The organism is Streptomyces sp. NPDC001381, assembly GCF_042895685.1.
Taxonomy (GTDB): domain Bacteria; phylum Actinomycetota; class Actinomycetes; order Streptomycetales; family Streptomycetaceae; genus Streptomyces.
Window position 1 is genome coordinate 605,470 of the sequence record NZ_JBIAWO010000003.1, and the last position, 12,439, is coordinate 617,908.

General features: G+C 72.7%; 10 protein-coding genes. 2 read left to right on the forward strand and 8 right to left on the reverse strand.

Annotated features, from left to right (window positions below):
* Both ACFY2L_RS16385 and ACFY2L_RS16390 read right to left on the reverse strand, forming a co-directional pair.
* Entirely contained in the window at positions 1-2,334 is a 2,334-nt protein-coding gene (locus ACFY2L_RS16385; protein ID WP_390658306.1) for a glycosyltransferase, read from the reverse strand.
* A complete protein-coding gene (locus ACFY2L_RS16390) occupies positions 2,331-3,740 on the reverse strand; it encodes a glycosyltransferase family 29 protein (RefSeq protein WP_390822638.1) in 1,410 nt (469 codons plus the stop codon). Before ACFY2L_RS16390 ends, ACFY2L_RS16385 begins: the two co-directional genes overlap by 4 nt.
* 285 nt (positions 3,741-4,025) lie before the next feature.
* Between ACFY2L_RS16390 and ACFY2L_RS16395 the strand changes: the two genes are divergently transcribed.
* Positions 4,026-5,135, forward strand: coding sequence for an acyltransferase family protein (locus ACFY2L_RS16395; RefSeq protein ID WP_390822822.1), 1,110 nt, complete (start codon positions 4,026-4,028; stop codon positions 5,133-5,135).
* 108 nt (positions 5,136-5,243) lie between these two features.
* On the opposite strand, the gene ACFY2L_RS16400 is transcribed toward ACFY2L_RS16395, so the two are convergent.
* Positions 5,244-6,824 carry a methylmalonyl-CoA mutase gene (locus tag ACFY2L_RS16400; RefSeq protein WP_390822639.1) on the reverse strand — a complete coding sequence of 527 codons (1,581 nt, stop codon included), beginning with the start codon at positions 6,822-6,824 and terminating at the stop codon, positions 5,244-5,246.
* A 125-nt stretch (positions 6,825-6,949) separates the two neighbouring features.
* On the opposite strand from ACFY2L_RS16400, the gene ACFY2L_RS16405 reads away from it, so the two are divergent.
* Complete coding sequence (locus ACFY2L_RS16405) at positions 6,950-7,786, forward strand: L,D-transpeptidase family protein (protein WP_390822823.1); 837 nt, start codon at positions 6,950-6,952, stop codon at positions 7,784-7,786.
* Between the two features lie 349 nt (positions 7,787-8,135).
* Here the strand turns inward: ACFY2L_RS16405 and ACFY2L_RS16410 are convergent, their stop codons facing one another.
* The 5 genes from ACFY2L_RS16410 to ACFY2L_RS16430 all read right to left on the reverse strand — a co-directional run bounded on the left by ACFY2L_RS16410 (position 8,136) and on the right by ACFY2L_RS16430 (position 12,408).
* On the reverse strand, positions 8,136-9,173 hold the full coding sequence (locus tag ACFY2L_RS16410; RefSeq protein WP_390822640.1) for a hypothetical protein: 1,038 nt from the start codon (positions 9,171-9,173) through the stop codon (positions 8,136-8,138).
* Entirely contained in the window at positions 9,173-9,832 is a 660-nt protein-coding gene (locus ACFY2L_RS16415) for an RNA polymerase sigma factor (RefSeq protein ID WP_390658302.1), read from the reverse strand. Before ACFY2L_RS16415 ends, ACFY2L_RS16410 begins: the two co-directional genes overlap by 1 nt.
* A gap of 443 nt (positions 9,833-10,275) precedes the next feature.
* Positions 10,276-11,082, reverse strand: a complete 807-nt coding sequence (locus ACFY2L_RS16420; RefSeq protein WP_390658301.1) for a hypothetical protein — start codon at positions 11,080-11,082, stop codon at positions 10,276-10,278.
* A 67-nt stretch (positions 11,083-11,149) separates the two neighbouring features.
* Positions 11,150-11,785, reverse strand: coding sequence for an RNA polymerase sigma factor (locus tag ACFY2L_RS16425; protein ID WP_390658300.1), 636 nt, complete (start codon positions 11,783-11,785; stop codon positions 11,150-11,152).
* Positions 11,786-11,958: 173 nt separating this feature from the next.
* A complete protein-coding gene (locus tag ACFY2L_RS16430; RefSeq protein WP_390658298.1) occupies positions 11,959-12,408 on the reverse strand; it encodes a hypothetical protein in 450 nt (149 codons plus the stop codon).
* Between the last annotated feature and the right edge of the window lie 31 nt (positions 12,409-12,439).

Genomic DNA, 12,439 nt, shown 5'->3' on the forward strand with positions numbered 1-12,439 from the left:
TCAGCCGCCCAGGACGGTGCGCAGATCGGCCGCGTTCGCCTCGGTGACCTTCCACAGTTCCTGCTGGCGGCCGTGGACGTCGGCGACGGTGCGGTCGTGGTCGGCGAGCAGGTCGCGGGAGCGTTCCACGAGGAGGGCGGCGAGGTTGCGGTCGTGCACCGAGACACCCCACTCGGGACGGTCGATGTCGCGCAGGAAGTACGCCATCTTGGGGTGCGAGATGAGGCTGATGATCGGGGTGCCGCAGCCGAACGGGATCATGCCGGCGTGGCCGCGCATGCCGATGACCAGCTTGGTGCGGGCGTACAGGTCGCGGATCTCGTCGTTCCCGAAGTCGTACATCGGGATGACGGGCAGCGAGACGCCGTGTTCGCGGCGCAGGTCGAAGGCGAGCTTCTCGTCGTCGAGGGAGTGCGCCACGCACCGCACCTCGGCCAGCTCTCCCAGGTCCTTGACGGCCTTGGCCATCTGGGCGAGGAAGTAGCCGTAGTCGTGGCCGAAGCGCAGGCCCGCGCGGTCGTAGGCGGCGTTGACCAGGATCGTGTCGTCGCGGGTCGCCGGGTCCTGCCAGCCGTCGACCAGCCGGCGGGTGACCGTGGTCGGGCAGGGCTGGAAGCGGACCTTGTCGTGGAGGTGGGCGGGGAGCATCGCCCGGACCTTCTCGATGGATCCGTGGTTGCGCAGGCCGAAGAAGGAGGAGCGTTCGACGAGCAGGCGCAGCGACTCCCGGAACCGGTTGGCCCGGTAGGACTGGCCGTCGAAGGCGTTGAAGCCGACGGCGTAGACCGCGATCGGCACGTCGACGCGGCTCAGCAGCTCGTCCGGGACGTTCCACTGCCAGGCGCTGTTGCCGTTGGGCATGGTGTCCGGGATGAACAGTCCGCCGCCGCCGATGACCAGGCCGCGGCGGGCGTTGACCCGTTCCAGGGCGGCCTCGTCGAAGAGGCGGTGGGCGTGGACGGAGTGCCAGCGGCGGGCGGTGGTGTCGGGGCCGAAGGCGAGCCGGACGCTCTCGGGGAGCAGTTTGTCGCCGGCGTTGCCCTGGCGGTCCATGTAGAAGGCGACGTGGGCGAGCTGGTCCTCGGGGCTGCCCTGCTGCTGGGCGGGGACGCCGAGGGTGCGCTGGTGCCAGATGCGGCTGGCGCGGTGGGTGGGGTCGACGGTGAGGCCGGCGGTGGCGTACTCGCGGGCCCGGGTGTCGTCGCCGTGGACCCAGGCGATCTGGGCGAGCCGGGAGAAGGCGGTGGCGGCCCGGTTGGGGGCGGCGGTGGCGAGATGGAGCTGCGCCCTGGCCTCCTCGTAGCGGGAGACGCTCATCAGGGCGTTGCCGTACACCTCGTGCGGCCAGGCCTCGTCCACCGGCAGGTGGACGCGCTCCAGGATGTCGACGGCGGCCTGGTAGTCGCCGGCGCCTATGTGGGCGAGGGCGACCTTGCGGGCGGTGTCGACGTCGCCGGTGCGCTCGACGTGCGGGGTGCCGTAGTGGATGAGCAGGTCGTGGTGGAGGGTGTCGCCGGCCTCCAGGTAGGCGGCGTGGAGTTCGGCGTCGGTCAGCTCGAACTCCGCCCAGCGCTCCTGGGCCTGCGTGTAGCCGGCCTCGCCGCCCTGCCAGGGCTTGTGGCGGCCGGTGAAGTGCAGGACGGCGGTGTCGTCCGGGACCGGGAGGTCGCCGGAGAGGCGGCGCTTGACGTAGTTGTACCGGGGGTCGAGGTCGACGAAGTCGCCGTCCAGGAGGGCGTTGAGGATGCCCTGGTCGTGCTTGTCGAGCTCGTAGCGCCCGCTGCGGCCGATCGCGTCGATCTTCGCGCAGAACTCGTCGGTCAGGTACTCCTTCTGGATGACGAGGAGTCCGCTGTTGAGCATGCGGGTCTTGTCGCCGTAGAAGAACTGCGGGACGGCGGCGAGGCCGTGGCGCAGGGCGAGGAGTTCGGTGATCGGGCCGAGGACCACCATGTCGGTGTCCAGGGTGATCACGGTGTCGTAGTCGCGGATGCGGAAGACGTCGAGGATGAAGTACGCCTTGCGGACCAGGTAGTTGTCCTGGTCGCCCTTGACGTAGGAGTCGTAGTGGCCGGCGTCCACGCGGCGGAACCGCACGCGCGGGTGCAGGGCGCGGATCGCGGCGACGGAGGCGGGGCGCAGATCGTCGTGGAGGACGAGGAAGTCCTCGCAGACGTCCGGGTTGGACAGGGCGAGGGAGCGCAGCAGGACGAGGAAGCCGGGGAGGTAGTTCTCGTCGACGAAGCTCGCGAAGGCGATGCGGCGCTTGCCGGTCAGGGCGCTCGCGTCGGCGGCGGGGGCGGGGGTGGTGGGCGCGGGGGTGGTGGTCGTCATCGCAGGGAAATCCTCATGCCGGAGACGCTCTGGGCCCGTTCCATGACCCACGCCTTCTCGCTGCCGTATGCGTGCACGTTGGTGATGGCCAGCTTCATCGCCTCGGGGAGGCGGTAGGCGCCGCTCTCGTAGAAGTCGAAGCCGATCAGGTCGAGGGTGGGGCTGACGTCGAGGAAGTCCAGCAGCCAGAGCATGTTGAAGCCGGAGGTGGGGATGGCCTCGAACCGCTCGGTGGTCCAGCCGCCGATGTTCCGTACCGGCCAGCGCAGCGACTCGTCGTTGACGCAGGTCTGCGCGCCCGGGACGAGCTTGTTGCGCACCGAGTACTTCCAGTCGGGCGAGCTGCCGCTGAAGACGAGCCGGGTGTCGACCCGCTGGTCCCAGTTGTAGTTGTGCTTGTGGATGGTGACGTGGATGTCGGTCTTGCGGCCCGTGTGCGCGGGGTCGATGCGGTACGAGTTGAAGCGCACGACGAGGTCGTAGCCGTCGATCTCGGATCCGAGCGAACTCTCGGCGACGGTGCCGGAGTTGGCGATGAGGCAGATCGACTTGCCGGCGATCCGGTTGCGGAACTCGCCGAGGCTGAGCCACTGCACGCCGTCGAAGAGGGGGTCCGGGACCGGGCCGCGCATGTGGTTGCGGCGGGTGTCGGCGTACAGGGCGAGGGCCCGGGTCAGTTCGGCGGTGGGCCGGGCCTGCCGGGAGGTGGCCAGGTCGAGGTAGTGCGCGAGCGCCTCCTGGACCTCCTGTTCGGGCGTGCCCTGACGGTCCATCGCGAGCAGGGCGCCGACCAGGCGGGCCTCGGCGCCGCTCTGGTCGCCGACGGCGTGCGCGGCGAGGCCCTCGGCCCACACGTCGGTGGCGGGGCGGTCGCTGAAGCGGGCGGACTCGGGGACCGTGCGGCCAAGGAGGGTGAGCAGCTCGGTGCGGGCCCGGGTGGCGGCGTGGATGCCGTCGACGCGGGCGCGCACGCCGAAGCCGTCCTCCTTGGTGAGGTCGAGGTAGCGCTCGTAGGCCTCCGCGGCGGCCTCCGGCCGGCCCAGGGCCTCCAGGATCCGGCCGCGCAGCCGCCAGCCGGCACGGGAGTTGCGGCGCTGGTGGAGGATGGTGTCGGTGATGAGCAGGGTCAGCTGCAGTTCGTCGTCGTAGGCGCAGACGACCGCCTTGTTGCCCACGTTGAGCAGCGCGTCGAGCACGTCGTTGCCGAGGGTGCCGCCGCTGCCGGTGGCGGCCGCCTTGGTGCGCCGCAGGAGTCCGGCCGCGGTGGGCGCGGGCGCGGCCGTCTCCTGGGTCGCCCACAGGGCGAGGAGTTGACGCAGTGCCTCAGCGAGCGCGAGGCGGCGGGGGTCGAGGCTGCCGACGAGCTTGCCGCTGTGCACGGAGCAGGCGCGCAGGCACTCGTCCACTGTGACCGGGGATGGCGCTGACGAGGGCCTTTGCGGCCTGGTGTCTGACCCTCTGCTGCGGACCCTCGTCATGGTTCTCCTGGGCGTATGAAAAGCATATTGACGTATCGAAACCTGGGGAGGTTGGGAGAACGTAAGAAAGGAAAACGACGCCCAGGTGAACCCCTCGGAACAGAGGAGCGAATGCTGAGGCGGTCGAACAGAAGTTTTGCGGGTGACGCCATAGGGTCCACATAGACGGCACTCATTCGCATTCCGAGGGACACCGGCGTGACACAGACGGTCGTGAAGACGGCACAGGGCGGCCTCATCGCCGACGCCCCGAAGGCGGCACCCTCGGGCGGCCGGCTGCGCGCCCTGGACGGCCTCCGTCTGCTCGCGGCCCTGATGGTGGCCTGCTACCACTACGGCGGCCGGGGCGGCGAGATCACCCACGCCTGGGGCACCTCGGCGGCGAGGGTCTTCCCGACCCTGCACACACCGTTCTCCTACGGCTGCCTCGGCGTCCAGATCTTCTTCGTGATCAGCGGTTTCGTCATCTGCATGAGCGGCTGGGGCCGTTCGCCGCGCTCGTTCTTCGCCTCCCGCGCGGCCCGGCTGCTGCCCGCGTACTGGGTGGCGGTCCTGCTGGTGACGGCGGTCTTCGCCCTGCCGGTGGTGGTGTACGAGACGGTCTCGCCCAGCGACGTCCTGGTGAACCTGACCCTGCTTCAGCAGCCGCTGGGCGTGGACCGGGTGCTGGGGGTGGACTGGACGCTGTGGGCGGAGGTCCGCTTCTACGCCCTGTTCGCGCTGTGCGTCGTCCTGCCGGGCGCGAACCGGCGCCGGGTGATCCTGTTCTGCGCGGGCTGGATCCTGGCGGCGGCGATCGCGCAGGGCGCGCACCAGCCGCTGCTCGACCTCGTGCTGATGCCGGAGTACGCGCCGTTCTTCGTCGGCGGGGTCGGCCTGTACCTGGTCCACCGCGACCGCCGGGACCCGTACGCCTGGGGGATCACCGGCGTGAGCTTCCTGATCGGCCAGCACTACGCGGTCCGCAGCCTGTGGAACGCGGCGGACCCGGACGCCTTCGCGCACCGCACGTCCTTCGGCATCATCGCGGTCGTGGCCTTCGGCTTCGTGGCGGTGGGGGCGATCGCCCTGGGCTGGCTGGAGCGGGTGAACTGGCGCTGGCTGACGGTGGCCGGGGCGCTCACCTACCCCTTCTACCTGGTGCACGAGCACCTGGGCTGGGTGGTCGTGGAGACCCTGCACCGCCGCCTCGGCGTCCCCTCCTACGCCACGTTCCTCCTCACGATCGCGTCGATGCTGCTGCTGGCCTACGCGATGAACAGACTGGTGGAGGAAAAGCTGACGCCGAGGCTGCGAAATGCGCTGTCGGCACCGCGCGGGTGAATTCCCGGTGAAGCCCGGGCCGCTTCTCAGGAAACCCCGTACCGCGCGCCGATTCCCGCGACGACGGTCTCCAGGCCTTCCTCGAAATGCGCGGCTGATCGGTGAGGATCAGAACGCGTCCGCCGGCACATACGTCCCCCAGACCGCCCGGAGGGCATCGCACACCTCCCCCACCGTCGCCCGGGCCCGCAGGGCCTCCTTCATCGGGTAGAGCACGTTGTCCTCGCCCTCGGCCGCCGTCCTCAGCGCGGCGAGGGCGGTGTCCACCGCCTGCCGGTCGCGCCGCGCGCGCAGTCCGGCGAGGCGTTCCGCCTGCCGGGCCTCGATGGCCGGGTCGACGCGCAGCGGCTCGTAGGGCTCCTCCTCGTCGAGCCGGAAGCGGTTGACGCCGACCACCACCCGCTCGCCGGAGTCCGTCTCCCGCGCGATCCGGTAGGCGTTGCGTTCGATCTCGTCCTTCTGGAAGCCGTGCTCGATCGCGGCCACCGCGCCGCCGAGGTCCTCGACCTTCCTCATCAGCTCGACCGCGGCCCCCTCCACGTCGTCGGTCATGCTCTCGATCACGTACGAGCCCGCGAACGGGTCGACCGTCGCCGTCACGTCCGTCTCGTGGGCGAGCACCTGCTGGGTGCGCAACGCCAGCCGCGCGCTCTTGTCCGTCGGCAGCGCGATCGCCTCGTCGAAGGAGTTGGTGTGCAGCGACTGCGTGCCGCCCAGCACCGCGGCGAGGCTCTGCACCGCCACCCGTACCAGGTTGACCTCCGGCTGCTGGGCCGTCAGCTGCACCCCGGCCGTCTGCGTGTGGAACCGCAGCATCAGCGACTTCGGGTTGCGCGCGCCGAACTCCTCCCTCATCACCCGCGCCCAGATCCGGCGGGCGGCACGGAACTTCGCGACCTCCTCCAGGATCGTCGTACGGGCGACGAAGAAGAAGGAGAGCCGCGGGGCGAAGTCGTCCACGTCCATGCCCGCCGCCACCGCCGTTCGGACGTACTCGACACCGTCCGCCAGGGTGAACGCGATCTCCTGCGCGGGCGACGCGCCCGCCTCCGCCATGTGGTAGCCCGAGATCGAGATCGTGTTCCACTTCGGGATCTCCGCCCGGCAGTACCTGAAGGTGTCCGCGACCAGCCTCAGCGAGGGCTTGGGCGGGAAGATGTACGTCCCGCGCGCGATGTACTCCTTCAGCACGTCGTTCTGGATCGTGCCCGTCAGCCGCTCCGCTGCGACACCCTGCTCCTCCGCCACCAGCTGGTACATGAGCAGCAGCAGGGCCGCCGGGGCGTTGATCGTCATCGACGTGGAGACCCGGTCCAGCGGGATCCCGTCGAAGAGCACCCGCATGTCCTCGACCGAGTCGACGGCCACGCCCACCTTGCCGACCTCGCCGTGCGCGATCGGGGCGTCGGAGTCGTGACCCATCTGGGTGGGCAGGTCGAAGGCCACCGACAGGCCCGTCGTGCCATGGGCGATCAGCTGCTTGTACCGCGCGTTGGACTCCGTCGCCGTACCGAAGCCCGCGTACTGGCGCATGGTCCACGGACGGCCCGTGTACATCGACGGATACACGCCCCGGGTGAAGGGATACGCTCCCGGCTCGCCCAGCTTCTCCGCCGCGTCCCAGCCCTCCAGGGCCTGGGGACCGTACACCGGCTCGATGGGCAGTCCGGACTCCGAGTGACGCGTCATGGGTGTGATGCCTCCCGCCGAGCAGTCGCCGCCTTGGCTCCGAGTGTCACCGGTCACTCACCGGTCGGGCCACTCGCCGGGCCGTTCGCGCTCGGTCGTCGCGGGGGAACATCTCAGGCATGCGGATGCGAAGATCGATCATCGCCCTGGCCGGCACGGCGGCACTGGCGACGCTGTGCGGCTGTACCGTGCAGTCCCCGGACGCGCAGGACGGCAGGGCGCGCCCGCCGGTCCACGTCGACGGCACCGGTACGGCGCCGTCCCCGAGCGGCACCACCCGCGACGACAAGCCGAGCGTGGTCCCCACACCGGCCCCACCGTCCCCCGCCCCGGCCGTCCTGTGGCAGCGCGGCCACACCGGTCGGGACGTGCGCGAGCTGCAGGCCCGGCTGCGGCAGCTCGCCTGGCTCTTCGAGGCGCCCACGGGGACCTACGGCCCGGCCACCGAGAAGGCCGTGCGGGGGTTCCAGGGCAAGCGCGGACTGCCGCCGACCGGGAAGACGGACACCGTCACCTGGCAGCGGCTGGTGCGGATGACGCACGAACCGGGGCAGTGGGAGCTGTATCCGATGGGCGGTCAGCCGGCCGCCGCGCCCGACTCACGCTGCCTGACCGGGCGGGTGCTGTGCATCGACAAGACGAGCCGCACCCTGCGCTGGATGATCGACGGGCGGACCGTGTCGACGATGTCCGTACGGTTCGGCTCGCAGTACACGCCCACCCGGGAGGGTGTCTTCCGCGTCTACTGGAAGTCCCGCAACCATGTGTCCACGCTCTACCACACGCCGATGCCGTACGCGATGTTCTTCAGTGGCGGCCAGGCCGTGCACTTCTCGGCCGACTTCGCGGCCCGCGGGTACGCCGGTGCCTCGCACGGCTGTGTGAACGTCCGGGACGAGAGGGCGATCGCGGCGCTCTTCGCGCAGGTGCGCAACGGCGACAAGGTGGTGGTGTCCTGGTGAGCTTGGGGCGCGGGCGGGACCGGGGGAACGTGTCCCGCCCGCGCCAGGTGCACGAGCCGTAGGTACGGGGGGAACCCCGGCTCAGTGCGAGGGCCGATGACCAGTCGGCTCACTACTTACTGCGCCGCGCCCCCGGAAAACGTCACACCCCACGCGAAAAAAATTTCCCCGAATCATGAACCCGCAGGTCAGAGCGTCGCCCACGAGCGGCACACCAGGGCGACGACGGCACGAGGCGGGCGGCCGGAGGCCGGCGGGGGCGCGGCGGGGGGCGCGGAGCGCGGGCAGGGCGCGCGGGTGACGCCCGGCGGGGCAGCAGGGCCCCCTCGGGTGAGACGGGGGGGCGCGGCTAGTGGCGGTGGTTCTTGCCGGTGGTGGAGTGGTCGTCGTTCCGGTCGTCGTCGGTGTTGCCCCTGGTGCCGCCGGTGTGGGACCTGCCGTGGGACCGGGAGTCGTCGTCCGAGCCGGTGCCGCCGGACGCGGCTTCGTGGCCTGTGCCGGTCGAGCCGCCGTTCCGGCCGGACGCGCCGCCGCCGCTGTGTCCGTCCTCGCGGGCAGGGCCGTCGTCGTCGTACCAGGAGTCCCGGTCGTCGTCCCCCTCGCCCGTGCGGGAGGTGCCGCCGAGGACGCCCGCGCAGTACCGCCACACGCGTGACGAGCCGCCCGCGAGGCCTTCCAGGGTCTGGCGCCGGCGGGCGTCCAGCGTTCTGCCGTCCCGGACGTCACGGCAGGACGAGGTCACGCCCTTGGGCCAGGTGCCGGTGGCGTCCGGCGCGGCGGTGGAGCCGTCGCCGCCCTTCGCTTCCCCGCCGCTGTCACGGCCGGCGGCACCGCTGCCGCCGTCGGGCGTCGCCGCGTCCGTACCGCCCGAGGCGCCCGGCGAAGGCGGGGGCGGCAGGCGGTCGGGGCTCGCGGCGGCCGAGACGGAGGCCCCGGGCGCCGGTTCGGCCCCGTCGAACGGGCTCGGGAGCACTCCGGTGCCGGCCGCCATCGCGACCCCGCCGACCATGCCGGCGGCGAGCGCGGCGGCCAGTCCCCACCGGAGGGGCCGGCTCCAGCGGCCGGAGGCATGTTCCCGGGTGTGGCCGCCGATGCGGACCAGTCCGGCGTCGGCGGTCGTCCCGGCACGGGCGAGGGCGCCCCCGGCCTCCCGTGACTCCCGCGCCGCGCGGGCCTCGCTGAAGGCCTTCAGGGCCGCGGCCTCGCCGGGGAGCTCCTCGTCGGCCGCAAGCGGTCCGGCGCCCGGCGCGGAGAGTGCCGAAAGCGTTCTGGCGAGGCGTTCGGCCTGGTCACGGGCTTCGGGGGCGACAGCGTCGTGGGGTGACTCACCGCGCAGCAGACGCTCCGCCGTCTCGCGGTCGAGCCACCTGTCCTGCTTGTCGGCCATCACATGTCCTTCTGCGTCCGCGCGCTCGCCGGCGTCACACTCGCGGACGTCACCGCGCGCGAACGCGGCCCTCGCTGGGGAGGCAGGGCGTCGAGGACACCGGCCGTCTCCGGGTCCCCGCCGAGCAGTTCGGCGAGCTTCTTCAGGCCCCGGTGCGCGGCCGTGCGGACGGCACCGGGCCGTTTGCCGAGGGTGTCGGCGGCGGTCTTGGCGTCCAGGCCCATCACGACCCGCAGCACGACGGCCTCCGCCTGGTCCTGCGGCAGCCGGGCGATGAGGTCGAGGGTGCGGCCGGTGGCCAGCGCCTCGATGGCCTCGCCGGCGGTGTCGGACTCGGCGGGCCGTCCGGTCAGCTCCGTCTCGTCGCCGCCGATCGCGGGGCGGCGTCCGCGCATCCGTATGTGGTCGAGCGCGCGGTTGCGGGCGATCCGGGCGGCCCAGCCGCGGAAACGGTCCGCGTCGCCGCTGAACCGCTCCAGGTCCCGGGCGATCTGCAGCCAGGCCTCGGAGGCCACGTCCTCGGCGTCGAGATCGCCGACGAGCGTGCGCACGTACCCGAGGAGCCGCGGGTGCACCGCGCGGTACACAGCCCGGAAAGCGGTCTCGTCCCCGTTCTGTGCCGCAAGCACCGCGGCTGTCAGCTCCGCGTCGTCCCCCACGTCGTGGTTCCTCGGTCGGTCGATGGTCGCGGTTTCGAGACCGCAGGTCGTTGCGGTGGTCTGCCGCTTGGCCGTCCGGCGCGAAAGGCACGTTACGACCTGAAAGCGTCGCCCGTCCATGTCCGTACAACATGCAACTAACTCGTGATGCCGGTCGGGACGCCCCCGGACGCGCCCCGGGGTGTGACAGAAAACGCACGCCCGGCGCTGTAGGGAGTACGGGCCGCCGCGCGGTCCGTGCCGCGCGACGGCCGGGGCCTCTCCTGTGGGGGGTGGCGGCCCCGGCCGTTGCCTCGGTGGCCGGCCTCGGGCCCCGCACGGGCCCCGCACCCCACGACGCGGTCCTCGCGCAGCGCGACGCGCGGCCCGGCGCGGCCGTACCGGAACAGGCTTCCAGGTTCGTCGACCAGAACAGGCTTACGGCTTCCTCGATCAGAACAGGCTTACGGGTTCTTCGCGTTGCCCTTGGCCGAGTTCTCGGGCGTCGCGGTCTTCCCGGCCTTCTGCTGACCACCGCCGGTGTTCCCGGCGGCCCCCGCGCTCCCGGCGTTCTCCGTGGCGCCGGTGCCCCCGCTCCGGCCGCCGCTGTTCCCGTAGCCCTTGCCGCTGCCCGCGGCGGACGCCGACGCCGTCTGCGCCGCGCAGTACGCCTCGACCCGCTCCTCGCCGCCCGCCGCCGTCACCAGCCGCTGCCAGGCCGTGGAGTCCAGCGCCTTGCCCCGGCCGCTCACCTGGTCGTAGGCGCGGCACTGAGCCTCGGTGTCCTGGGCGCCGACCGGGCGGTCCCGGTCCGCCGAGGCGCTCGGGGACGGGGTGAGCGAGGGGGTGGCGGAGCGGCCCTCGGACGCGCTCGCCGACTGCTTCGGGTGCTGGGCCCCGTCGGCGTCGCGCGTGGCGGACCCGATCGCGGCGAACGCGACGCCGCCCAGCGCGAGGCTCGCGACCGCGACGGAGAGCGTGGCCTTCAGCGAGCGCGCCGTCCGGCGGCGCGTCCGGTGCCGCCAGTCGTCGCGGCGCCGGGTACGGGCGGCCCGGTGCTCGCCCGCGTCCCGGGCGGCCCGGAAGGCGGCCAGGGCCCGGAGCTCGCCCTCGCTGCCCGCGGCCGTCGCGCCGGGGCCGCCGGCCGTGCGCAGGGCCTCGGCGAGCAGCGCCTCCAGCTCCACGTCGACCGCGTCCGCCGCCGGGGTCGTCTCGGCAGGGTGCGCACGCCGACGGACCGGCTCTCCGCCGTCGTTCAGCCGTTCACCCATGTCCGTTTCCGCCTCTGTCCCGTCCGTTCGGCCGTCGCTGATCCATACGGTCCGCGGCCGTCGCCGTTCATTTCGACTCCCCCAGCGTGCGAGGTCCGCCATCCGTCACACCTGCGTCGTTCCCGTCCGCGACGCCGAGCTGGCGGGCCAGCCGTTTCAGGCCGCGGTGCGCGGCCGTGCGGACCGCGCCGGGGCGCTTGCCGAGCACGCGGGCCGCCGAGGGGCCGTCCAGCCCCACGACCACCCGCAGCAGCACGGCCTCGGCCTGGTCCTGCGGCAGGCGCCGGACCAGTTCCAGGGCCCGCTCGGTGGAGAGGGACTCCAGCGCCTGGTCGTGCGTGGTGTGCGGGCCGGGCAGGTCCATGACGAGGTCCTGCTCCAGCACCGCCGCGCGGGGCCGTACCCGCAGCCTGCGCAGATGGTCCAGGGCGCGGTGCCGGGCGATGGTCGCGGTCCAGCCGCGGAAGCCGGCGCCGTCGCCCTTGAACCGCCCCAGGTCCCTGGCGATCTCCAGCCAGGCGTCGGAGGCCACGTCCTCGGCGTCGTCGCCGACGATCCCGCGCAGGTAGCCGAGCAGCCCCGGCTGCACGATCCGGTACGCGACGGCGAACGCGGTCTCGTCACCGCCCTGGGCCCGTGCCACGGCCGCGCCCAGTTCCCCGTCGTACGCCTGTGCGCGCCGGGGTTCCCCTCCCTGGCCCAAGACTGTCCTCGTTCGTACGGAGTTCCTTGCGGGCGGGTCGCTGTCCGGCCGGACCCCGGGTCCGGGCGGGACCACGCCCCCACGGTCATCAGCGCCGGGCCGCACAGAAGTGTCACAGCGCGGGCCCGCCACCAGGCCCGGGCCGGCGCGCGGACCGGCGGCCGAAGGGGCGCTCACGCCGCCGCCCGGCGGGCGCGGCCGTGCAGGGTGAGGTAGAAGGTCTGCAGGGACTCCTCGGGGCCGCCCCTCTCGAAGCGGTTGACGACCTTGCCGAGGGGGTTCCAGACCCGGCCGTCCGGCATCCGCACCCCGACCGGCTGGCCGAACCAGCCGCGCTGCCGCTCGTCGAGGTCCACCCAGACCGCGCCCGCGCGGCGGACCAGCACCTCACCGACGTACGCGCCGAGGTCCACCAGGGTGGCGTGGGCGCGCTCCCGGTCGGCGCCGCCCTTGCGCAGCCCGTCGACCAGGAAGTCGACGACGCGCAGGCTGGCCACCGAGTAGTCGAGGGGCAGGCGGTGGCGGGCGGTGACGCGGGTGACGAACGCCGTGGCGCACGCCCGCATGCCCGCCGCGCGTATCTCCCCCGTGTCCGGCGTGTGCTCGTCCGCCCTGGTGCTCATGGGTCCCCACCCCTTCGCTCGGCCCACTGGA

Bases quoted from the DNA above. Each gene is read 5' to 3' on its own strand.
- ACFY2L_RS16385 (WP_390658306.1), bottom strand. From the start codon at position 2,334: ATGACGACCACCACCCCCGCGCCCACCACCCCCGCCCCCGCCGCCGAC.
- ACFY2L_RS16400 (WP_390822639.1), bottom strand. From the start codon at position 6,824: ATGACGCGTCACTCGGAGTCCGGACTGCCCATCGAGCCGGTGTACGGT.
- ACFY2L_RS16405 (WP_390822823.1), top strand. From the start codon at position 6,950: ATGCGAAGATCGATCATCGCCCTGGCCGGCACGGCGGCACTGGCGACG.
- ACFY2L_RS16410 (WP_390822640.1), bottom strand. From the start codon at position 9,173: ATGGCCGACAAGCAGGACAGGTGGCTCGACCGCGAGACGGCGGAGCGT.
- ACFY2L_RS16420 (WP_390658301.1), bottom strand. From the start codon at position 11,082: ATGGGTGAACGGCTGAACGACGGCGGAGAGCCGGTCCGTCGGCGTGCG.
- ACFY2L_RS16430 (WP_390658298.1), bottom strand. From the start codon at position 12,408: ATGAGCACCAGGGCGGACGAGCACACGCCGGACACGGGGGAGATACGC.